Annotated in this window: 19 protein-coding genes; 6 read left to right on the forward strand and 13 right to left on the reverse strand. The window is 64.7% G+C overall.

The window, feature by feature from the left end:
* Positions 1-199 precede the first annotated feature (199 nt).
* Positions 200-976: a dimethylargininase gene (locus tag NTZ26_00490; protein ID MCX6558965.1), complete on the forward strand. Its 777-nt coding sequence runs from the start codon at positions 200-202 to the stop codon at positions 974-976.
* Here NTZ26_00490 and NTZ26_00495 read toward each other — a convergent pair.
* From NTZ26_00495 to NTZ26_00505, 3 genes are read right to left on the reverse strand one after another with little or no spacing between them, the layout of a single operon-like run.
* Positions 966-1571, reverse strand: coding sequence for an HAD-IA family hydrolase (locus tag NTZ26_00495; protein MCX6558966.1), 606 nt, complete (start codon positions 1569-1571; stop codon positions 966-968). The two genes, NTZ26_00490 and NTZ26_00495, sit on opposite strands and share 11 nt — an antisense overlap.
* Positions 1568-2899 carry an MFS transporter gene (locus NTZ26_00500; protein ID MCX6558967.1) on the reverse strand — a complete coding sequence of 444 codons (1332 nt, stop codon included), beginning with the start codon at positions 2897-2899 and terminating at the stop codon, positions 1568-1570. The genes NTZ26_00495 and NTZ26_00500 overlap by 4 nt, the downstream gene beginning before the upstream one ends.
* Positions 2900-2951: 52 nt before the next feature.
* Positions 2952-3359 carry a hypothetical protein gene (locus NTZ26_00505; protein MCX6558968.1) on the reverse strand — a complete coding sequence of 136 codons (408 nt, stop codon included), beginning with the start codon at positions 3357-3359 and terminating at the stop codon, positions 2952-2954.
* Positions 3360-3703: 344 nt separating this feature from the next.
* Here NTZ26_00505 and NTZ26_00510 point away from each other — a divergent pair, with 344 nt between their 5' ends.
* On the forward strand, positions 3704-5422 hold the full coding sequence (locus NTZ26_00510) for a hypothetical protein (protein ID MCX6558969.1): 1719 nt from the start codon (positions 3704-3706) through the stop codon (positions 5420-5422).
* Between the two features lie 75 nt (positions 5423-5497).
* Here the strand turns inward: NTZ26_00510 and NTZ26_00515 are convergent, their stop codons facing one another.
* From NTZ26_00515 to speB, 10 genes are all read right to left on the reverse strand, one after another.
* Positions 5498-6265, reverse strand: coding sequence for a hypothetical protein (locus NTZ26_00515; GenBank protein MCX6558970.1), 768 nt, complete (start codon positions 6263-6265; stop codon positions 5498-5500).
* 160 nt (positions 6266-6425) lie between these two features.
* Positions 6426-8510 carry a hypothetical protein gene (locus NTZ26_00520; protein MCX6558971.1) on the reverse strand — a complete coding sequence of 695 codons (2085 nt, stop codon included), beginning with the start codon at positions 8508-8510 and terminating at the stop codon, positions 6426-6428.
* Between the two features lie 737 nt (positions 8511-9247).
* A complete protein-coding gene (locus NTZ26_00525; GenBank protein MCX6558972.1) occupies positions 9248-10009 on the reverse strand; it encodes a Spy/CpxP family protein refolding chaperone in 762 nt (253 codons plus the stop codon).
* Positions 10010-10464: 455 nt separating this feature from the next.
* On the reverse strand, positions 10465-11532 hold the full coding sequence (locus tag NTZ26_00530) for a GHMP kinase (GenBank protein MCX6558973.1): 1068 nt from the start codon (positions 11530-11532) through the stop codon (positions 10465-10467).
* Positions 11533-11576: 44 nt separating this feature from the next.
* Complete coding sequence (locus NTZ26_00535) at positions 11577-12545, reverse strand: ABC transporter permease (protein ID MCX6558974.1); 969 nt, start codon at positions 12543-12545, stop codon at positions 11577-11579.
* Positions 12546-12549: 4 nt separating this feature from the next.
* Positions 12550-14055 (reverse strand): sugar ABC transporter ATP-binding protein, encoded by a 1506-nt coding sequence (locus NTZ26_00540; GenBank protein MCX6558975.1) that lies wholly within the window; start codon positions 14053-14055, stop codon positions 12550-12552.
* A complete protein-coding gene (locus NTZ26_00545) occupies positions 14052-15056 on the reverse strand; it encodes a substrate-binding domain-containing protein (protein ID MCX6558976.1) in 1005 nt (334 codons plus the stop codon). Before NTZ26_00545 ends, NTZ26_00540 begins: the two co-directional genes overlap by 4 nt.
* Before the next feature lie 96 nt (positions 15057-15152).
* Complete coding sequence (locus NTZ26_00550; GenBank protein MCX6558977.1) at positions 15153-15350, reverse strand: hypothetical protein; 198 nt, start codon at positions 15348-15350, stop codon at positions 15153-15155.
* Positions 15351-15528: 178 nt separating this feature from the next.
* Complete coding sequence (locus NTZ26_00555; GenBank protein MCX6558978.1) at positions 15529-15810, reverse strand: DUF3467 domain-containing protein; 282 nt, start codon at positions 15808-15810, stop codon at positions 15529-15531.
* 234 nt (positions 15811-16044) lie between these two features.
* Positions 16045-16890 carry an agmatinase gene (gene speB, locus NTZ26_00560; GenBank protein MCX6558979.1) on the reverse strand — a complete coding sequence of 282 codons (846 nt, stop codon included), beginning with the start codon at positions 16888-16890 and terminating at the stop codon, positions 16045-16047.
* A gap of 578 nt (positions 16891-17468) precedes the next feature.
* Here speB and NTZ26_00565 point away from each other — a divergent pair.
* Genes NTZ26_00565 through NTZ26_00580 form a run of 4 tightly spaced genes read left to right on the forward strand, consistent with a single transcriptional unit; the run spans position 17469 to position 21078 of the window.
* The gene (locus tag NTZ26_00565; protein MCX6558980.1) at positions 17469-18386 is read left to right on the forward strand and encodes an ABC transporter ATP-binding protein; all 918 of its coding nucleotides are present in this window, start codon (positions 17469-17471) and stop codon (positions 18384-18386) included.
* Complete coding sequence (locus NTZ26_00570; protein ID MCX6558981.1) at positions 18383-19150, forward strand: ABC transporter permease; 768 nt, start codon at positions 18383-18385, stop codon at positions 19148-19150. Before NTZ26_00565 ends, NTZ26_00570 begins: the two co-directional genes overlap by 4 nt.
* A gap of 3 nt (positions 19151-19153) precedes the next feature.
* The gene (locus tag NTZ26_00575; GenBank protein MCX6558982.1) at positions 19154-19993 is read left to right on the forward strand and encodes a hypothetical protein; all 840 of its coding nucleotides are present in this window, start codon (positions 19154-19156) and stop codon (positions 19991-19993) included.
* Positions 19981-21078, forward strand: coding sequence for an A24 family peptidase (locus NTZ26_00580; GenBank protein MCX6558983.1), 1098 nt, complete (start codon positions 19981-19983; stop codon positions 21076-21078). The genes NTZ26_00575 and NTZ26_00580 overlap by 13 nt, the downstream gene beginning before the upstream one ends.
* The last annotated feature ends 185 nt before the right edge of the window (positions 21079-21263 follow it).

The following is a 21263-nucleotide window of genomic DNA, read 5'->3' on the forward strand; positions in this document are numbered from 1 at the left end:
TTAAGCCGATAAATACAACATCTTGTATTTACGGAAGCAATTTAACGCCCTCCCGGAGCCTTTGTCAAGCCCCTTTTTTCCGGGGCCTAAACAGGGCCGATTCCGTTGTTTTCCGCCAGGCTTAGGAGAAATTTTCGCCGGCTCGCGAGGCTCCTCCGCCATCCTTGACACGGCCTTCGGATGGGTCAAGAATAGCGCCGTGCTCCACGCCGTCGTTCGCGAAGTCAGCCCGGCCCTGGGCCGCTGCGAGCTGTCATACCTGCCGCGGACCCCGATCGACGTCGAAATCGCCGGCCTCCAGCACAAGGCTTATGTCGCGGCGCTCGCACGGCAGGGCTGTCGAATCATCGCCCTGCCGGCCGATCCAGGTCTCCCCGATTCGGTCTTTGTCGAGGATGCCGCCGTCGTTCTGCCCGAGCTCGCCGTCATCACCCGGCCGGGAGCGCCATCCCGCCGCCCCGAGACCGAAGCCGTCGCCGCGGGACTGGCCTCGTACCGGCGCCTGGCGTTCATCCGCCCGCCCGGCACTCTTGACGGCGGAGACGTCCTGGCTCTGGGGCATATCCTTTTCGTGGGGATTTCCAAGCGCAGCGATGCGGACGGGATCGGCCAGCTTCGCGCCCTGGCCGGCCCGGCCGGATTCGAAGTCCGGTCCGTGCCCGTCCAAGGCTGCCTGCATCTCAAATCGGCGGCCACGGCGGTCGGCGATGAAACGCTGCTCCTCAATCCCGATTGGGTCGATGCCGCCGCCTTCGCGGGGATCGAGCGAATCGCCGTCGATCCCCGCGAGCCGCACGCCGCCAACGCCCTGCGCGTCGGCGGGGGCCTGATCTACCCGCTGTCGTTTCCCCGAACGCGGGCCCGGCTGGAAAGCCGCGGCCTCGAAGTCGCCGTCGTGGATGTCTCGGAACTGCAGAAAGCGGAAGGGGCGGTGACCTGCTGCAGCCTGGTGTTCGAAGCGCCCCTTAAGCCTTGAGGCCCAAGCGGACCAGCTCGGCTTCCAGATCAACTTCGGGGCCGTAGACGATTCCCTGGATCCCCATCCGTTCCGCCCCGGCCACGTTTTCCGCCAGATCATCGATGAAGACGGCGGACTCTGGCCGAGCGCCGATAAGCGCGAGCGCCTCCCGGTAGACCAGGGGATCGGGCTTCATGGCCCCGAGCTCGAAGGACAGCGCGTAGGCATCGAAGATCAGGATCTCGGGGAAGCGCCGCTTGATGAACGTCCAGCGCATGATGTCGGTACTCGAAACCAGGGCCGTCTTGAGCCCGGGCCGCAGCCGGCGGTAGATCTCCAGCACGGGCCGGTTCAGAGTGAAGACGTCGCAGTAGAGGGCGAAAAACTCGCCGAAATCCGCCTCGGTCGCGAAGAGATCCTTGGCGTTGCGAAAGAAATCGATCTCCGAGATGGCGCCTTTTTCGAACAGAACGGCCAAATCGACGTTCTCGCCGGCGATGCGGCCGATCTCGGCCGCCGTCAGGCGCGACCGCGCGGCCAGGGCGCGGAAGAAGATCTCGTTGTCGAACGTCAGGAGGACGTTGCCCAGGTCGGAAAGAATCGCGTCGATCATGCCGCCTTGGCCTGGGCCCGCTCCAGCCCGCCGCCTTCCCGGCGATCGGCCCGTTTCAGAAGCAGGGCAAAGATCAACCCCACAATCCCCAGTCCGGCGAACATGAACTGGCCAGCCGTGTAGGAATGGGTCTTGTCCCGCAGCATCCCGCTGAGCAGGGGGAAGAGGGCCATACCAACGTTCTGAATGGCGGTCATCAGCCCAAAGGCGGTCCCGACCCGCTCCTTCTTGACGATGAGCGGGATGGACGGCCAGAGAGCGGCTGGAACGAGGACGAAGGCGAAGCCCAGCGCGATCATCGGGTAGACCGGGTAGATTCGGGTCAGCCCCATCATTAGATGGCAGGGGATGAGGATGAGCGAGCCGAAGATCATGAAAGTCGCGCGCCGCCCGATCCGGTCGATAAGCCGGCCGGCGAAGGGGGCCAGGATCATCGAAGCGAAGATGATGATCGAGGAGATGCCGCCGGCGGTGCCGAACAGGTGGATAAAGTTGTTGAAGACCTGATTGAGGAACCCGCCGCCGGTCGTCGCCACCCGGGCGATACCCCACTTGTCGGCGAAGAAGTCGGTCGACAGGTTGGTGAACGGGAAGATGGCGGCGTAGAAGGTCAGGCACAGAAACGTCACGTACCAGAATGAGGGCTTGAAGGCCTTGATGTCGCGCAGAACGATCTTGTCGCCGCCTCCCTCGTCCTTCAAGCCCAGGACGGGGGCGCCGCGGCGGTCCATGACAATGTAGACCAGGTTGGCCAGCAGCGACAGGCCGCAAGCCGCGAAGGCGACCAACAGGGCCGCCCGATACGTCCCGTACATTTTGGCGAAAAGCTCGCCGGTGTTGAAGGCGAAGAGCGACCCCAGCCGGCTCACGGTCAGGGCGATGCCGAAGGACAGGGCCAACTCCTTGTTCCGGAACCAGCGCGACAGGATGGCGCTTTGGGCCACGATAAGCGGCTCCGACCCCGCGCCGAAGACGAAGCGGCCGACGAACAGCATCGGCACGCTGCGGGCCTGCCAGACGATGCCGGCCCCGATGAGCACCAGGACCGAGAACAGCAGGCTGGCCTTGCGCGTCCCGAGCTTGTCGATCAGCATGCCGCCGAGCAGGACGGCCATGATGGCGGCCACGCTGTAGGCGGTAAAAAAGGCCCCGACCGTGCCCCGCGAGGCACCCAGCTTTTCGACCAGCGTGGGAGCAATGGCGCCCACGATGTCGTAGGCGAAGTAGCTCCCGAAGGAGAGCATGGCCACGAAGATGAGCAGGCTGAAACGGTAGAGGGGCTTGGTCGGATGGAAGGGGCCGCCGATAGCGGTCGGGATTTCGCTCATGGGATATCCTTGCCGAAGAGCGTCCCGGCGCGGGACGCCTGTCCAGTCGCGGTTACTTCTTCGTCCCGGTCACCGGCACCGTCATCCCCATTTCCTCGATGGTAAGGGTGCCGACGAGCTTGGCCTGGTCGAGCTTGAATTCGAACTTGCAGATCCGCTCGGCCCCATCCGGCGGAGTGGGGATCTTGGCCGCGAACTTGAGGGTTACGCCGTCCCACTCGAAATTGGTCAGAGGAACGTTCGTGAACATCCCGCTCTGTTCGCTGACCCCGCCGGCCAGCTTCTCTTCGACTAATTTCAGCTCGAGCGGCAGGAAGTAGGATTCGCCGCCGGCGTTGACTTCGAGCAGCCAAGTGCCCAGCAGGGGGGCCGGGCTCGGTTTGGTCTGGGCCGCGAGGCCGGCCGCCAGGACGACCGCGAGAAGCGCGACGAGAAGAGCTTTTTTAGCGAGTGTCGGCATGTCAACCTCCAAATAAATATCGGAACCATAGATCAGGCCACCCTAATATGGGGTTTTCGGGAGGAATAATCAAGCCCTCGCGAGGACGTTCGAAGCGATGTCCCGACAAGGACGATCAAAGCCTCGCCCTCATAGGGATATGCGAGGCGCCGTCCCAGTGAGGACGATCAAAGCCTCGCCCTCGTCGTGACGGGTGAAGCGCTGCACTCGCGGGGACTCTCGAAGCGATTGTCCCAACGAGTACGACCAAAGCGTCGCCCTCGCGGGGTCTGTTCCGACATGGTCGAGCCAAGCCCCGCTCTCCCGTTGAAAAACGGCCCGGCCCGGATTACAATCGGGCGGACATGAACGCATCCGATCTCCGCTTGGCCGGCGTCCCCTCCCCGCCCTTGGATCAGTCCCTGCGCGAGGCCCTGGCCGGCCTGGACGCCGAGAAAGCCGTCGACCGGGTCTGGGCCAAGGACTTCACCCTCTGGAAGAACCGGGACGAGGAGATCTCGAACCGGCTCGGCTGGCTGGACGCCGCCGTCGAGACGCAAGTCGCCGCCGCCGATCGCGAAGGGTTCGTCCGGGAACTCCGGGCGGAAGGATTCACCCATGCCCTCGTCCTGGGCATGGGCGGCTCGAGCTTGGCGCCCGAAGTCTTCGCCCGCGTCTACGGCCCCTCCCGCGGCGGCCTCAGCCTGAGTGTGCTCGACAGCACCGATCCCGCCGCGGTTGAGCGCATGCGGTCCGCCCTGCCGATCAACCACACCCTTTTCATCGTCTCTTCCAAGTCGGGCACGACGCTGGAGACAAGCTCCTTCCTGTCCTATTTCTTTGCCGAGACGGCCTCCGTCGTCGGGCCGGAGCAGGCGGGACGGTCGTTCATCGCCGTCACCGATTCCGACACGCCTCTAGCCCGGCTGGCGGAGAGCCTTGCCTTTCGCCACATCTTCCACGGCGATCCGAACGTCGGCGGCCGATTCTCGGCCCTGACCCCGTTTGGACTGATCCCGGCGGCGCTGCTGGGTGTCGATATCGTTTCGCTCCTCCTCTCGGCCAGGACGGCGGCGCGGGCCTGCCGGATCGCGGAATCCGACCGCAACCCAGGCGCCTATCTGGGGGCCATCTTGGCAACAGCGGCCCGCCGGGGAATCGACAAGCTGGCTTTGTTCCTTCCCCGTCGCCTGGAAAGCCTGGGGGCATGGATCGAGCAACTCGTGGCCGAGAGCACCGGCAAGGAAGGCCGCGGCATCCTGCCCCTGCCGGGCCGGCGGCCGGAAGACGAATCTGGCGCCGGAGGGCTTCTCGCGGGCAGCGCCGATGTCCTGCCCGTCTTTTTCGAAGATGCCGACGACCGGAGCTGGACGGGGGTGAAGGATCGGGCCCTGCAATCCGGCCGGCCCTGCCTCCTTCTGCGGACAGAGGGCGAGGCCGGGCTGGGCGGACAGATCTTCCTCTGGGAATTCGCCACGGCCGTAGCCGGCCGGCTGCTGGGCGTCAACCCGTTCGATCAGCCGGATGTCGCCTCGTCCAAGAAGAGGACCATGGAATCGCTGGCCGAGGCGATCCGGGAAGGCCGGGTCCCGATGGAGGCCCCTACGGTCCGAAACGCCGATGTCTCGCTCTGGGCCGGATTCGAAGCCGCCGACGCGATCGACGCCCTGCGGCGCCTGAGCGCCTCGGTAGAACCGGGCGGCTATGCCGTGTTCCAGGCCTTCCTGCCGCCCCAGCCGTCCGTCCGGGACGCGCTGCGGGCCCTGGCCTTCCGCTTCCAAGCCCTGTCCGGCCATCCCTCCGCCTTCGATTTCGGGCCCCGCTTCCTCCATTCCACGGGGCAGCTTCATAAAGGAGACCAGGGCCGGGGGATCTTCATCCAATTCACAGCCGATCACCCCCGCGACTTGGCCGTTCCCGGGACCCCGGGCGGGCCCGCCTCGTCCTATTCCTTCGGCACCCTGATTGATGCCCAGGCCGCCGGCGACCGCCGAGCGCTCTTGGAAAAAGGCCGTCGCGTTCTCTCCGTCCGCTTCCACGGCGATCCGGCCGCCGGCCTCAAGGCCCTAGCCGAAGCCCTATAGCCGGCGCACGAAAAAAAAGAGCCGATCCCCGCAAGGGAACCGGCTCGTAGCGTTCGGGTCGGATCGGGTCCGGGCTCAGTAGAGGCCGGCGAAAACGACGTCGGCGTGGAAGACTTCCTTGGCCTTGCCGCGGAGATTGGCCGCGACACTTTCCTTGACCGTCAGGTAGAAGTAGAACTTGTCGAACAGGCGGAGCTTTTTGAGATAGAAGTTGGAATACTCGCTCATCGTGTCGACAAGGACCTTGGCGGTCTCTTTGCCCTTGTCGTCCAGAACGGAGATGGCCGCGGCCGACTTGTCGGCGGCCGGGAGGTATTTTCCATAGAGCTTGACCTTGCCCTTGCCTTCCCAGTCCGCGGCTTTCATGATGTTGGCGATCTTGATCTCGGCGAACTCGGCCCGGGCCTTCTGATCGAAGAAATCCTCGGGCGAGGCGGGCGAGGCGGCCGTGAAGACGTTGGCGAAAGCGCCGCCATCCTGCTTGACCTCGATGCTCTGGGCCAGCAGCAGGGAGGGCCGATCGCGGTGGAACTCGGCCTTGACCTTGACTTCCTTATCGACCAGGGTGGCGGCATCGAACTGACCGACGGCGGCCAGATCGAATCCGGGCATCTGGGAGATATAGAAGTACTTGCCCAGGGCGCTCTTGACCGTGCCGGCGATATCGTTCACGCCTTCCTTAATGCTCATCTCCTGCGAGACGGGAGCAACAACTTCACCCCCGGCGGGAGCAGCGCCTTCCGTCCCGGCTTTCTTGCCGGAACAGGCCATATTCCCGAAGAGGGCGAGCCCGGCGGCCAGGGCGAGGACGAGGAATAGCCCGGTATGTTTCTTAATCGACATGACGGATACCTCCATGGACGAAGTCATTCCGAAAGACGAAGAAAGATTTATACCATTGGACGCCCGAAAAGTAAAGGGCGGGAGGGGTAAAAAGGCGGCGGCCGGGCGCCGCTCTCGAGACGCCCGGCCGCCTATGATGAAAGGAGGCTTCGGAACCGTATCAACGCCGCCGGGACGAACCCCCCGAGGAGCGGGAGGACGATCCCGACGAGCTGCGGGAGCTGCTACCGCCGCCCGAAGACCTGGAAGAGGAACCGGAGGACGAGGAGCTCCGGGACGGAGCGCTATAGCTGCGCGAGGAAGAAGAAGAGCTGCGGGAAGGCGCACTGTAGCTCCGCGAGGACGAGGACGGCGCCGAGTAGCTGCGCGAGGAAGACGAGGAGGACGGGTACTCGCGGCTGGACGAACGGGAAACCGCGCCCGAGGACGAGCTTGAGCTCCGCGAAGAGCCCGAGCTGATCCGGGAAGCTGACGAGGAGCTTCGCGAGGACGAGGAGGACGGGTACTCCCGCATCGAGGAGCCCGAAGCACGGGAAGAGGTCCCGCGGGACGAGCTAGAAGACGAGCTCGAGATTCGCGAGGAACCCGAACTATTCCGGGACGAAGAGGATCCGCTCGACGGGTAGCTGCGGATCGTCCGGGCGGAGGAGGACGAAGCAGCGCTGCGCTCGTTGCTGCGGATAGCGCCGCTCGAACTTATCCGGTTCTCGGAACCGGACTCGATCCGTCGAGTCGAAGACGACCCGGCGGAAGTTCCGCGATCGCCCTGCGTAGGATAAGACCGGATGGTCCGGGCACTGCCGTCCTGGGTCCGGCCGGAGACGGCCCGGCCCGGATCTTCGGTCCGCGCGGCGCTGCCGCCGTCGCGGATGACTCGGGACCCGGCGCCGGTCGCGGCTTCGCCGCCCCGGGCGCCGGACGATCGGATCTGGTCGGCGGACAGCCGCTGCCCGTTGCCGGTATAGCCGCGCTCGACCGTCCGGGCGTTGCGGCCGCCAAACGCCTGGTTCGCCCTGGCGTTGATGGCGGCGTCGCCGCCGGCGGCCGACCGAACGTTAGGTTGATCGGCTCGGAAGTTGATGTTGTCGGCCCGACCGGCGAACCGGTCCGCTCCGACCATGGCGCCGTTGAGGCGCCGATTCTGGAATTGATTGCGGTTGACCACGTTCAGCGTCCGGGAGTAGCTCCGGAAGTCGTAGCGGTCGTAGCGGTCGTAGAAGCGGTTATTGAGGATGACACAGGGGCGGTTGTAGTAGCTCAGAGGGCACCAGCCGATGTAGTCCCCGTCGTACCACCAATTGACCCAGGCCGGGCCCCAACCCCAATGGTTGCGGGGGATCCAGTACCAGCCCAGGTTCATGCCCCAGCCCCAGCGGCCGTAGTGATCCGTGCACCAGCCCCAGGAATCGTAAGAGACCCAGGTCCAGCCGATGATCGGGTACCAAACCCAGCGGCCGGAGCTGTAAGGCCGCCAGACCGAGTCGAGGACGCGCGGCACCCAGACGTAGCCGTAGTCGGCTTCGTTGACCCAACTGCCGTTGTCATCGAGCTCGGTGGCGTAGTCCGAATACTCGGCCGGCAGATAGGAGGCGGACTGGCCCGAGGAGCGGGCGAACAGAGCTTCCCGGGTGTCGTTCCAGGCGGAAAAATCATCCCGCCGGGCCATCAGCGAAAGAGGCTCGGAGGTGAAGCGCCCGTCGGCGGCCGAGACGCGCTGGCGCTCGGCGACCGCGATCGAGCCTTCCTGCCCGGCCGCCTCCGCCGCGCCTTCAAAGACGCTGAGCTCGGTCTCCCGGCTCTGGCGGACGTCGATCCGGTACAGGCCTTCCCTCAGAATATAGAAGGAGGCGTCCGGGGTATGAATCTCAAAGCCCTTCTCGACATCCATCGAGGCGACGCGCAGATAGATGCCGCCGCCCAGGATATGGATCTTGGTGGGCTGGCCGTCAGCGGCCGGCAGCCCGGCCATTTCGACCTGTGTCTCGTTGTCGAGGCGCAGATAGTTGCGCAGCCCGAGCTGGACCTCCAATCGACCGGCCTTCGTCCCCAGCTTGTCGCCTTGGACGACGACCAGGTTGACCTGGCCTTGTTCGTAACCCAGGTCCTGGGTCCTCTGGACATAAACGTCCCCTTGGACATAGCTCATCCGCACATAGCTGCGGTCGTAATAACCGTTGGTCTGGGCTAGCACGGAGAGAGGAAGGACGACTGCCGCCGCGAGGGCGAGAACTGCTGTGCGTCTCATCTGTTTTCTCCTTACGCCCCTTTCAAATGCGAGAAGCGTGCCAATCGGCCCCCCCTGGAATCAGGGGTGTAGAGCCGGATAAGCCGTCCTTTTTTTAGGACACTTGCCGATTCCAGGAAATTCGGCCCGGACAAGAAAGGCTCATCTCCCATCTCCGGGAAACATCAGCGGTTCGGGGTGTGCCGTTGGGGGCAACGGTATCATGCTGCGTGAACAGTTCCTTCTTCAGCCGTGATCTTGGCGAGGGAACAACGCAGCAAGATCGGCCAACGGCGAAACCGCGCGGGTTCCGGCTTTTTACGCCTCTCCGCGAGGGCAGCCAATCCTCGCGGGGACTTTCGAAGCGACGTCCCTACGAGGACTGCGAAGCGCTGCGGGCGCCGAGGGCTGTTTGAGCACGCGACCATCTAACGGAATCGAAACGGAGTGGGTGTTCTCCAAGACCGAGAGATCTCGAATGCGGAGTTCCGCCCTCGCGGGGACTGTCGAAACGAAGTCCCGACGAGGACTGCGAAACGCTGGAGGCGCCGAGCGGATTGGCGTAAAAAGGAGTGGCGAACCCACGCCGCCCTCGCGAGGACCGTCGAAGCAACTGTCCTGGCGAGGACTATCAAAGCGTTGCCGGGAGGGCACTCCGGACCGCGTTTCCCGGAGATGGGAGAAGAACAAAAAAAACCCCGCCTCCCGCCCCCAGATAAGGGAGCGGGAAGACGGGGCGGAGCAGAGCCTCGTTTAAATCAGCGCTTTTTGTCGGCGGGAGGAGGCGTTTTCGCTTCCGGGGCGTCGCCGCGCATGCCCATGCGGCCTCTCATCATCTGACCGCGACGCATGCCCATACCCATCCGCATGCCGATCCGGTTTCTGATCATCTGGCCGATCCGCATGCCGATGCCCATCCCGCCTCTCATCATCTGACCGGGACGCATGCCCATGCGGCCTCGCATCATCTGGCCGGGACGCATACCCATGCCCCGACCCATGCCTTGGCCCTGGCCGGGAAGCATGCCCATGCCCATACCCCGGCCCATCGGCATGCCCATACCCATCCGGCCGCCCATCATCATGCCCATCCGGCCGAAGGCCTGGCGGCCGTTCTTCATCTTTTCGAGCTGTTCGGGAGTGAAGATCGTATTCCGCTCCTGCTCGTGCTTGAAGCCGGCCTTGGCCCGGTCAGCCTGAAGCTTGAACATCTGGTCGATCAGCCCGTTGACCTTGGCAGGATCGGCTTTGCCGTCCTTGCGCAGGGTCTGCATCTCGTCTCGCATCTTCTTCATCTGCTCACCGAAGGCCTGGGCTTCGGCCTGGCGGGCCTTCTGGAATTCCTTGAGCTTGGTTTCCTGCTCGGGAGTCAGGTTTAAGGCTTCCTTGACCCGTTCGAGCGGAGCCCTCATAGCCGGAGCCGCCGGCTTGGCCGGGGCGGCGGGCTTCTCCTGGGCGAATACGCCCAGGCCGAAGGAAACGAGGGCGATCAAAGTGACTATAACGGCGAATTTCTTCATTTGGGGACCTCCTGAGTCCGTTTTCGAGTATTTAGACCTGGCCGACGTCAAATCCTTGGCGATTTGGCGCGACCGGTTGAATCGGCGATCCTGGGGGAAGGGCATCTTCATTCTCCACCCTTTGGACGCCCCAGCGGGGGGAATATTCCCTTTTATATGGCTCATCTCCCATCTCCGGGAAACATCAGCGGTTCGGGGTGTGCCGTTGGGGGCAACGGTATCATGCTGCGTGAACAGTTCCTTCTTCAGCCGTGATCTTGGCGAGGGAACAACGCAGCAAGATCGGCCAACGGCGAGGAGGCGCCGAGCGGATTGGCGTAAAAAAGGAGTGGTGAACCCGCGCCGCCCTCGCGAGGACCGTTGAAGCAACTGTCCTGGCGAGGACTATCAAAGCGTTGCCGGGACGACACCCCGGACCGTGTTTCCCGGATGTGGGATGATGAACCTTTTTATTATTATCTGAGGACGGCGGCATCCCAGGCTTGGACGCCGCGGGGAGACAACCGGACGGGGATGATCCGGATTCCCCCGCCAAGGCGCTCGATGGCCTCGACGAGCGCCAGCCGCCGGACGTCGTCGGGGCCAGCCAGGACGGCCATCGAGCCACCGGCCCCGCCTGCCCCGTTGACTTTCCAGCCGGCCGCCCCGTGCCGCCGGCAGACGGCGGCGACCCCGTCCGCGGCCGGCGAGATCAGGCCCGCGCCAAGGCGCCTCTGCCCTTCGTGGTTGAGGATCATGGCCTTTCCGTAGGCCTCCAGATTCTCCACCCGGAGCGCCCGGCGGGCCTCCTCCGCGAAGTCCGCCAGCTCGCGCAGGACGGCGAACTGAGGACTGCCGCCCTCCAAGGCGGCGATCACGTCCTCGTGGATGGCGGAAGAACGGTGGGGGGCTCCGAGATAGACAAGGAGCAGGCGGCGGTCGAGCTCGGCCCGCAGATCGGAGGATAAGGCCACGGCCGTCGTTCGCGCGTCCGGGTACTCCCTCATCTCGATGAAGCTCGTCCCGCCATGGGCAGCCGCGATCTGGTCCTGGATCCCGCTCTGCTGGCCGAGCTTCTCGGTCTCCACCCGGTGGGCCAGCCGGGCCAGATCCCGCCAAGCCAGGGGCTTCGGCCGCAAGGCGTTCAGAATCCCGAGCAGGGCGATGGTGACGGCCGCCGAGGTTCCCGTGGAAATCCCGGCCGGGACGTGGGAATGGAGCGTGATTTCGAGCGCCTGGTCCGGATCAGGCGGCAGGATCGCGACGGCGAACTGCAGCAAGCCGTGGGGTTCGGGTCGGGGAGCCGCCGGATCGATCCGAATGGTCTGGTCGTAGTTGGAGGCCCGGATCGAAACCCGGGATCCGGGCCGGCCGGTCCTTTTAAAAACGAGAGCCTGGGCTTCGACCGCCGGATCGACAGCCAAGTTGAGGACTTTGCCTCGGCTCGCGAACCAGGTATCCGTCCAACCGCCGATGTCGTTGACCCGGAGCGGGGCCCGGGCGTGGATGATCCTCAGCAGTTCGCGCTTGTTCGTTCCGGCCATGGCGGGCCTCCCGTTTCCGTCCGCGGGTCGCGGCCCGGGATCGCTCAAGCCGCGGCCCGGTGCCGGACCCGGTCCAGGCTGACCGCAGCGACGATGATGACCCCGATGATGATCTCCTGGATGTAATTCGGCCAGCCCATCATGGTGCAGCCGTTGCGCAGGAAGGACATGATGAAGACGCCGATCATCGAGCCCAGAATGCTGCCTTCGCCCCCGCTCAGGCTGCCGCCGCCGATGACCACGGCGGCAATGATGTCGAGCTCCAGCCCGACGGCCACGGTGGGATCGCCGACCGTCAGGCGCGAGAACTCCATGACTCCGGCCAACCCGCAGAACAGTCCGCCGATGGTGTAGATCGCGACTTTGGCCGCGCCGACCCGGACCCCGCAGAGTCGGGCCGCGGACTCGTTCGAGCCGATGGCGAAGGCATGGCGGCCGAAGACGGTCCGGCGCAGGAAGACGGCCATGATCAGAGCCAGGACGATCATCAGCCAAACCCCGGGGGCCAGGAGGAGCCACGAAGGCCGCGGCGATTTGGCCATCAGCTCGTTGACCCAGCTTAGGGGGGCGTCGATCTTCTGGTTGTGGGCCAGCCATTTGGCGACGCCGCGGGCGATGCCCATCATCCCCAGGGTGATGATGAACGGCACGAGCCGCAAGCGGGTGATGAGCAGGCCATTGACGAACCCGACCAGGGCGCCCGTCAGGACGCCCAGGACGATCGCGAGCAGAGGCGGCAGACCCCGGTTGACGGCGTAGGCCGTGATGACCCCGGCCAGGGCGATGTTCGAGGCGGCCGAAAGATCGATGCCGCCGCTGATGATAACCAGGGTCATGCCCAAAGCACCCAAGGCGACGATGACGGACTGGGTGGCTACGGCCTTCAGGTTGGCCAGCCGCAGGAAGCGCGACGAGACCTCCGGCAAAGCGGAGAACAGGGCGATCACCAGGATCAGCCCGAGGAACGGGGCCACCAGGTTGACCGCGGACTTGAGCTTGTTCGGGGGATTCATGGTCTCACGCCTTTCCGGTAGTCGCGGCCGCCATCAGCCGCTCGTCCGTCCATTCCCCGGTCGGCCGGTCGGCCGTGATCCGGCCGCGGTAGAAGACCACGATCCGGTCACAGACGCCGAGCAGCTCGGGGAAGTAGGAGCTGACGAACAGGATGCCCTTGCCCTGGGCGGCCAGGCGGCCGATCCATTCGTAGATCTGGGCTTTGCTCATGACGTCGATGCCCCGAGTCGGCTCGTCGAACAGAAGGACATCGGCCTGCTGATGGAGCAGCCGAGCTAGGGCCACCTTCTGCTGGTTTCCGCCCGAGAGCGATCCGGCGGGGCCGCGCGGGCCGGCCGCTTTGATGCCCAGCAGCCGCATCAGGTCGGCCGCGGCGGCCTCGCGCCCCTTCTCATCCAGAAGGCCGTGCCGGCGGTAGGGGCCAAGGCGGCTCAGGGTGATATTATCGGTCAGGCTGCGGGTCAGGGCCAAGCCTTCGCCTTGGCGGTCTTCGCTCAACAAGCCCATCCCCTGCTTGATCCGCGCGCCCGGATTCGAGGCCCCCGGTCGGCCGCCGACCAACGCCGCTCCTCGCTCGACGCCGTCGAGCCCGAAGATCGTTCGCAGGGTCTCGGTTCGGCCCGACCCGATCAGGCCGGCCAAGCCGAGGATCTCGCCCCGGCGAAGCTCCAGCGTCAACGGCTCGGTCATGCGGACGCCCTTCAACCCGCGAAGCGACAGCAAGACCTCGCCCGGGCTGTGCGCCACCCGCGGGAACAGCTCGTCCACGGGCTTCCCGACCATGAGATGGATGATGGTCTCAAGCGAGGTCCCGGCGATGGGCCCGGTGCCGGCGTTTCGCCCGTCGCGCAGGACCGTGTAGACGTCGGCCACGGCCTGGACTTCCTCCAGGAAATGGCTGATGTAGATGATGCTGACGCCCTCGCCCTTGAGCTTGCGGATGATCTGGAACAGCCGCTCGGTGTCCTCGAGCGTCAGGCTGCTCGTCGGCTCGTCCATGACCAGGATGCGGGCCTTGTCGAGGAGGGCCCTGGTGATCTCGACGATCTGGCGGGCGCCGACACTCAGCCGGCGGACCGGCTCGTCCAGCCCGATCTCGGGATGGTGGAGAAAGGCCAGGGTTTCGCGGATCCGGCGACGGGCCTCGGCCCGGACCAGGAAGCCGGACCGGTTCGGCTCGCGGCCGAGGCAGATATTTTCCTCGACCGTGAGATGGGGGGCCAGGTTGAGCTCCTGGTAGATCATCGAGACGCCGCCGCGACGACCCTCCAGCGGACCCTCGGGCGCGTAGGGCCGGCCGGCCAGGGCCATCGTCCCCTCATCGGGCCGAAGCGCCCCGCTGAGGATCTTCATCAGGGTGCTTTTGCCGGCGCCGTTCTCGCCCAGCAGGGCGTGGACCTGGCCGGGGCCGAGGTCGAAGCTGACGCCGTCCAGGGCGACGGTGGCGCCGAAGCGCTTGCGGACTCCCTGCATCGAGAGGACGGGGGCGGAGGCGGGCGGGCGGGTCATCGCTCGAGAATCGACAAGTCCGGCGTGAGCAGGCTCTTGATCTCGTTCGTCCCCATATTGGCCTTGGTGGCCATCGTCACGCCGGTATCGATGAGCTGGGCGATGGTCTCGCCGCGCAGATACTGGACCATGGTCCGCACGCCCAGATATCCCATCTTAACCGGGTTCTGGAGAACGAGCCCGTCGAGATCGCCGTCGGCCAAGGCCTGAACCAGCTTGGGCGAGCTGTCGAATCCGACGAAGCGGATCTTGCCGGCCAGCCCGGATTCCTGGACGGCGCGGAGCGCGCCGAAGGTGCTGGACTCGTTCGGACAGAACAGGCCGGTGGCGTCAGGGAAGCGGCCGAGCAGGTTTTCGGCGGTCTGGTAGGCGGTCTCGGTGGTCGGGCCGGCGTACTGGTCCTTGGCTAGAAGCGTCAAGCCGGGCAGCTCCCGCTCCAGCGTCTCCAGGAAGCCGCGCTCGCGCTCCGTCGTCGAGGCCGAGCCGGCCTGGTAGCGGATGACGAGGACCCGGCCCTTGCCGCCGAGCAGGCCGCCCAGCCGGCGCGCGGCCAGGACGCCGCCCTGGTAGTTGTCGGTGGCGATGAAGCTGACATAATCCTTGCCCTGCAGACCTGAGTCGATGATCACGACCGGGATCTTGTCGCGCATGGCATCCTGGACGGGGCGCACCAAGGCCCGGTCGTCCAACGGCGCCAGGACGATGCCGTTGACACCGCGGCTGATGACGTCTTCGACGACGGTGATCTGCTGGGCTCGATCGTCCTCCTTCTGGGGGCCTTTCCAAATGATCTCGACACCGAGCTCGCGGGCCGCCTGGACGGCGCCGGCGTGGATGGATTTCCAGAACTCGTGGGTCGTGCCCTTGGGGATGACGGCGATCTTGAGAGTCGCGGCCGGAGCGGCCGAGCCGCCGGAGTCGGGACGGCCACAGGCGGCCAGGGCCAACGCCGCGCCCAAGCCGAGAACGAGGCAGCGGAGAAAGAGATGTCGAGGCTTCATGGTCTCGAGTCTATAACGGAATTCGCGGCCGAGTCAAAGAAGCTTAAAAGCGGGAGGAGGCGGTTCGACGAATCGACCCGGCGGAAAGGGAGACCGTTATTTTTTTTTCAGGATGGGCATACCGGTCTTGGTCGTCTCGACGACCTGGAGGCCAGCCGGCACCGCATCGATGGCGCCCTCTTTGATCTCGCGGCCGAAGTAATAGATCATCTGCTGGCGGCCGCCCTTGAGCGTGACGTTCTTGCCGTGCAGGTAGTAGACCGAACCCCTTGAATTTTTAAACTCGAATGCCATGATGAAACCTCCTCGACAAACGTCGTTCCCGGGGAAACACCCGCGGCCGTATCAACCCGCGCCGTTGGAGTTTTCTTGGGAACTCTCCTAATTTTGATCGAATCATTCCCTGTTGTCAAGGCGGCTTCCGCCGCGGCGGGCCGGCGGGGCGGGACGAAAAGCCCCGGCCGGCGGCGCATCAATGAGTGAAACCGACGGCCGGAGGAGCGGCGCCGGGATCGATCTCGCCATAGCCGGCTTCGTAGCGCTGGACGTTCGAGCTCAAGGCCTCCAGAAACCGCTTGGCATGGGCCGGGCTGAGGATGACCCGACTCAACAGCTTGCCCGCCGGCCCGTCGGGAAACAGGATGGCGAAGTCGAAGATGAACTCCTCGCGCGAGTGGCGGATGGCGGCCAGGTTCGAATACAGCCCGACGGCCACGCCCTCATCCACTTTGATGTCGATTTTTTTCTCGTCCACGCCTGCCTCCTTGACAAAACCCAAATTATTTTAAAAAAAGACTTGCCTTTGGTTGTTAGAGTCGTATAATGAACATGGCTTTCTTGCGCGGGCTGGAGAGAGCCCCCACCTTTTTGGTTCCCATCATCAACCCCCCTTTTGCTGACAACAGCCCGCATAAAACTCCCGGGGGGGTTGAAGGGAAAAAAGAGACTCCCAAGCTGCCGTCGCCGTGCGATTCGTCCATCCGCGCCGTCACGGCCGGACCATGCGTCCGGCCGTCTCCTGAATGATTTTAAAGGCGGCGGCCGCCGTGATCCCGGAGACATCCCGCCCGGGGTTGAGCTCGACCACATCCAAACCCACGATCGTCGCCCGTACCGTCTGCAGAACGCTTAGCGCCTGGCGCATGGACAGCCCGCCCGGCTCATGATGGGAAACCCCCGGCGCAAAGGCCGGGTCAAGCGCGTCGAGATCGAACGAGATATAGAGCGGGTGGACGAAGGCGAGTTCCAATCCTTCCCGGAAGTCCTTCATCTCCACCCATCGCACTCCGTACCGCGCCGCCAACGCGCGGTGCTCCTCGGTCGCGGTCCGGATGCCGACCTGGACCAGGTTCGCGGCCAGTCCATCCTCCAGGATGCGGGCCAAGGGGCAGGCGTGCGACAACCGATCGCCGTAGAGGTCTTCATAGAGATCCGGGTGGGCGTCGAAATGGAGCACGTCGAGCTTGGGGTATACTCCGGCAAAAGCCTGCAGGATGGGATAGGTGATGGAATGATCGCCGCCCAGGACGATCGGCTTGGCGCCCTTGGCCAGAATGGCCCGGACGCCTTTGGTGATCAGGGCGAACGATTTGTCGACGTCGCCGGACGTGTCCACGTCCCCGACGTCGACAAAGACAGTATCCCGCTCCAGGTTGACGCCGAGCTCGGTCTCGGGGTTGTAGCACTTGCCGGTCGAGACCGCCCGAATGGAGGCCGGCCCGGCAGCCTGGCCGCGCTTGTAGCTCGACTTCTCGTCGAAGGGTACGCCGAGGACGGCGATGTCGTAATCGGGGTGTTCGGATAAAAGCTTCAAGGCGCCGCCGAAATCGCTCATGGACGACCTCCCGGTGAGTCTTCGAATCGCGCTTATTATAGCAGAAATGACAGACTCCCCCGATCCTGGGAGGACCTGGGGAGCGCTGAAAGGAGGGTTGAGAACTTGGCTCCATTGTGGGCCGGGACCGGCTTTCCGTCCATCGCCGGAGGCGGTCAATCGGCGGGTGAAACCGCATCCCCCTCCCGGCAACCGAAGCCGCCGGAGAGCTAGCCGCGCGGGGTGAGAATGGATTTAAGGTGCTTCTCCCATCTCCGGGGATGGTGAAGCGTCACGGTACTCGGCCAACGGCGAAACCGCGCGGGTTTAGCCTTCCTGCGCACCTCTTCGAGGGAACCCAACGGGCGCCGAGGGATGTTTGAGCATGTGATGTTCAAACGAAAAAGAGATAGAGTGGGCGATCTCTCGAGTCCGGAGAATCAATCGTGCGGAGTTCCGCAGGCGCCGAGAAGAGAAGGCGCGAGGAAGGCGTGAAAAACCCGCGCCGCCGGGCCGAATACCATGACGCAGGCCCGGAGATGGGAGAAGGACCTTTGAAATTCCCTCTTCATCTCATTATAATACGCGCGGAATCGATCATGAAGCCGGTCCTCGAGCTCGACAACGTCCGCAAATCGTTCAAGATCGGATTCATCCCCAAGACCCACGAGATCCTCAAAGGCATCTCCTTCTCCGTCGAGGAGGGCGAAGTCTTCGGCTATCTCGGCCCCAACGGCGCCGGCAAAACGACGACCATCAAGTGCGCCTTGGGCCTGATCTTCCCGGACGCCGGTACGATCCGGCTGTTCGGCCGCCCCCACCTCGATCCCAAGGCTAAGGCCGGGCTGGGCTTCCTGCCGGAAAACCCCTATTTCTACGACTATCTGACGGCCGTGGAGTTCCTGGACTTCTACGCCCGGCTGTTCGGGATCCCGGCCGAGATCCGGGCCGAGCGCATCCCCCGCCTGCTCAAGCTGGTGTCCATGGAGCGGTCCGCCGGCCTCCAGCTGCGAAAGTTCTCGCGCGGCATGCTGCAGCGGGTCGGCCTGGCCCAGGCCCTGATCAACGACCCCGCCCTCGTCATCCTGGACGAGCCGCTGGGCGGGCTGGACCCGATCGGGCGCAAGGAGATCCGCGACATCATTCTCGGACTCCGCGACGCCGGCAAGACCGTCGTCTTCACCTCGCACATCCTGCAGGACATCGAGATGATCTGCCGCCGGGTGGCCATCATCGTCGGCGGCCGCATCCTGAGCCAGGGCCGGCTGGCGGACCTCGTTTCGGAAAAAGTCCTCTTCACCGAGATCACCGTGTCCGGCATCCCCGAGGCCGAGCTGGCCGCCCGCGGCGCCTGCGTCACCGAACCCGGCGGGCGGGTCATGGTCAAGGTCGCCGACGAGGCGGATGTGGCGGCGGTGCTGGAGGCCGTGCGGGCCCGCAAAGCCCGCCTCCATTCGTTGGTCCCCCGGACCCAGACCCTCGAGGACATCTTCGTCGACATGGTGAAAACGACATGAGCGCCGTCCGGACCATCGCCCTGAACACCTTCAAAGAGGCGGTCCGCGACCGCGTCCTCTACCTCCTGCTGTTCTTCGCCGCCGCTTCGATCGGCCTGTCCCGGGTGCTGGCCCTGCTGACCGTCGGCGACCGGGTCAAGATCGTCAAGGACGTCGGGCTGGCGGCCATCGCCTTCTTCGGCGCCCTGATGGCCATCCTGATCGGCACCGGCCTCGTCTCCAAGGAGATCGAGAAGCGGACCATCTTCACCCTGCTTTCCAAGCCCATTCGCCGGTCCGAATTTCTGCTGGGCAAGTTCGCCGGCCTGGTCCTGGTCCTGCTGGTCATGACCGGACTGATGAGCCTCATCCTGCTCGGGCTCGTCTTCGCCCATACCCTGGCCATTGACCTGAAGCTTCTGGCCGCCGTCGCCTTCCTGATCATGGAGTTCGTCCTCCTGACGGCCGTGGCCATCCTCTTCTCCTGCTTCTCCACCCCCATCCTGAGCTCGCTTTACTCGCTCGGGTTCTATCTGATCGGCCACTTCAGCTGGAGCCTGATGACCCTGATCAAGAAGATGCGCCCCGGCGCGGGCCGGACGGTCGTGCGGGCCCTCTATCTGCTTCTACCCGACCTGGAGGTCTTCAACTACAAGACCGAGGTCGTGCACGGCCTGCCCATCCCGGCCGCGGCCCTGCTGACCGGGCCGGCCTACGCCGTAGTCTACACGGCGGTTGTCCTGTCCATCGCCGTCCTCGTCTTCCGCCGGCGCGACTTCGTCTAAGCCATGAAGCGGAGCCCCGTCCCTGCCGTCGTCCTCATCCTGGCCCTAGCCTGTACGGCCGGACTGAAGACGGCCAACGACGCCCTGCACCGGACCAAGGTGCCCGGTTCCGGCATCATCTACATCCCCTCGGGCCAGTATTTGAAGCCGATGACTTTCGGATTCCCCTCGCTGGCCGCCGACATGATCTTCCTCTGGTCGATCCAGTATTTCGGGAACCCGGCCATCCCCGACAAGTTCAAGTACTTCACTCACATCTTCTCGATCATCGCCGAGCTCGATCCGCGCTATGTCGACCCCTTTGAAGTCGGGGCCCTGATCGCCCTTTACGACGCCCGGGACCTGCCGCTGGCCATCCGCATTCTGGACCTGGGGCTGGCCAAGAATCCGGACTTCTGGATCTTCCCGCTCGAAGCCGGCCACTACGCCCAATATTACGCCAAGGATATCGAGCTGGCCCGGACTTACTACAAGAAGGCCATGGACATCCCCGGGTCGCCCCCGATCGCCAAGCGGCTCTACGCCAATGCCGCCTTCAAGACGCTGGACTACAAGACGGCCTGGGAGACATGGACCGAGGTCCGCGACACCTCGACGGACGAGGCCGTGCGCAAGATCGCCGCCAACCACCTCTACAACATCAAATCCGTCATCGACGGCGAAGCGGTCAAGAACGCCGTGTTCGACTACCGCACCCGCAACGGCCGCAACCCGGCCGGCTTGGAGGATCTCGTCCGGGCCGGCCTGCTCCGCGAAGTCCCGCTCGACTTCGACGGCCACGACTACATCTACGACCCGCGGACCGGGGGGATCATGACCCGGGAGAACCCGTGGAAGCGCTGATTTTCGTCGGCCTGCTCGGACTGTGCTGGGGCAGCTTCCTGAACGTCGTCATCCATCGCGTCCCCCGGGGCCTGAATCTGTCCCGCCCGCCCTCGGCCTGCCCGGCCTGCGGGACCCGCATCCGGCCCTGGGACAATATCCCCGTCTTCTCCTACCTCCTGCTCGGCGGCCGCTGCCGGGCCTGCCGGGCCAGGGTCTCGCCGCGCTATCTTTTCGTCGAGCTTCTGACGCCCGCCCTGCTTCTCGTCCTCTTCGTCCGGCTCGGCTATGGGCTGCCGTTCTTCGCCGCCGCCGTTTTCACCAGCGCCCTCATCGCCCTGGCCTTCATCGATTTCGACCATAAGATTCTGCCCGACAAGATCGTTTTCCCGACCGCAGCTCTCGGGCTTCTCTATGCATTTTTCAGGGACGATATGAACGTCGGCCAGGCTTTGCTGGGAGCGGCCGTGGGGGCGGGGTTCCTGCTCCTGGTCTTCGGGGCCTACTATCTGGTCCGGAAAAAAGAGGGGCTGGGCATGGGCGACGTGACCATGATGATCATGGTCGGCTTGTACCTGGGCTGGGGCAAGACCCTGCTGACGCTCATCCTGGCCAGCTTCGTGGGCGCCATCGTCGGCGCCGTCATCATGGCGGTCCGCAAGAAGGACCTGCAATTTGCTCTGCCGTTCGGAACCTTCCTGGCGCCGGCCGCCTATGTCGCGCTGGTCTGGGGCGATCAGATCATCGCCGCGTATTTTCAAGACCTAGGGCTGCGAAGCGCTATCCTAGGCCTTGAAGGGCCTGGGGCTGCAAAGCACCGGTGCGGTTGTGAGTCGCCAGCTAAAGTTTGCAATCCTAATGCCGCTCGGACAGGGCTTGGAAGGCCACCGACAGGATCGCATCATAGGGCCGGCCGACCCGATGGAAGAACGGCTCCGCTTCCAAGCCGGCCGGTTCGACGATCTGCATCTTTTCGAACTCGTCGCCGTCCAGCCAAACGCGCTCCCCCGAGCTTCGAATCACGACGGACTCTTGGCGGTGATCATCGTAGCAGATGCGGACGGATAATTCCCCCGGAGCGGATTTGCGGTTTGTGTGAAGCATGAAGGCGGACTCCTTGCGTATGATTCGTGCTCTGCCCCCCATCCATCGACATGGATAGGTCCGCTCTCAAGCAAGCAAATTCCATGCCAAGAAGTCCCGCCTGGAACGGTCGCCGGCGATGGCCTCCCCAAAGGACGATTGTCCCTCCGCATACGCACCTCGACCGGTCCGGTTTGAATTGCCGGAC

It is taken from the genome of Candidatus Aminicenantes bacterium, assembly GCA_026393855.1.
In the GTDB taxonomy this organism is placed as follows: domain Bacteria; phylum Acidobacteriota; class Aminicenantia; order Aminicenantales; family UBA4085; genus UBA4085.

What these genes read in the sequence shown, in the direction of transcription:
- NTZ26_00495 (MCX6558966.1), bottom strand. Translation starts at nt 1,571, where the DNA reads ATGATCGACGCGATTCTTTCCGACCTGGGCAACGTCCTCCTGACGTTC.
- NTZ26_00500 (MCX6558967.1), bottom strand. Translation starts at nt 2,899, where the DNA reads ATGAGCGAAATCCCGACCGCTATCGGCGGCCCCTTCCATCCGACCAAG.
- NTZ26_00505 (MCX6558968.1), bottom strand. Translation starts at nt 3,359, where the DNA reads ATGCCGACACTCGCTAAAAAAGCTCTTCTCGTCGCGCTTCTCGCGGTC.
- NTZ26_00510 (MCX6558969.1), top strand. Translation starts at nt 3,704, where the DNA reads ATGAACGCATCCGATCTCCGCTTGGCCGGCGTCCCCTCCCCGCCCTTG.
- NTZ26_00515 (MCX6558970.1), bottom strand. Translation starts at nt 6,265, where the DNA reads ATGTCGATTAAGAAACATACCGGGCTATTCCTCGTCCTCGCCCTGGCC.
- NTZ26_00520 (MCX6558971.1), bottom strand. Translation starts at nt 8,510, where the DNA reads ATGAGACGCACAGCAGTTCTCGCCCTCGCGGCGGCAGTCGTCCTTCCT.
- NTZ26_00525 (MCX6558972.1), bottom strand. Translation starts at nt 10,009, where the DNA reads ATGAAGAAATTCGCCGTTATAGTCACTTTGATCGCCCTCGTTTCCTTC.
- NTZ26_00530 (MCX6558973.1), bottom strand. Translation starts at nt 11,532, where the DNA reads ATGGCCGGAACGAACAAGCGCGAACTGCTGAGGATCATCCACGCCCGG.
- NTZ26_00535 (MCX6558974.1), bottom strand. Translation starts at nt 12,545, where the DNA reads ATGAATCCCCCGAACAAGCTCAAGTCCGCGGTCAACCTGGTGGCCCCG.
- NTZ26_00540 (MCX6558975.1), bottom strand. Translation starts at nt 14,055, where the DNA reads ATGACCCGCCCGCCCGCCTCCGCCCCCGTCCTCTCGATGCAGGGAGTC.
- NTZ26_00545 (MCX6558976.1), bottom strand. Translation starts at nt 15,056, where the DNA reads ATGAAGCCTCGACATCTCTTTCTCCGCTGCCTCGTTCTCGGCTTGGGC.
- NTZ26_00550 (MCX6558977.1), bottom strand. Translation starts at nt 15,350, where the DNA reads ATGGCATTCGAGTTTAAAAATTCAAGGGGTTCGGTCTACTACCTGCAC.
- speB (MCX6558979.1), bottom strand. Translation starts at nt 16,890, where the DNA reads ATGAGCGATTTCGGCGGCGCCTTGAAGCTTTTATCCGAACACCCCGAT.
- NTZ26_00565 (MCX6558980.1), top strand. Translation starts at nt 17,469, where the DNA reads ATGAAGCCGGTCCTCGAGCTCGACAACGTCCGCAAATCGTTCAAGATC.
- NTZ26_00570 (MCX6558981.1), top strand. Translation starts at nt 18,383, where the DNA reads ATGAGCGCCGTCCGGACCATCGCCCTGAACACCTTCAAAGAGGCGGTC.
- NTZ26_00575 (MCX6558982.1), top strand. Translation starts at nt 19,154, where the DNA reads ATGAAGCGGAGCCCCGTCCCTGCCGTCGTCCTCATCCTGGCCCTAGCC.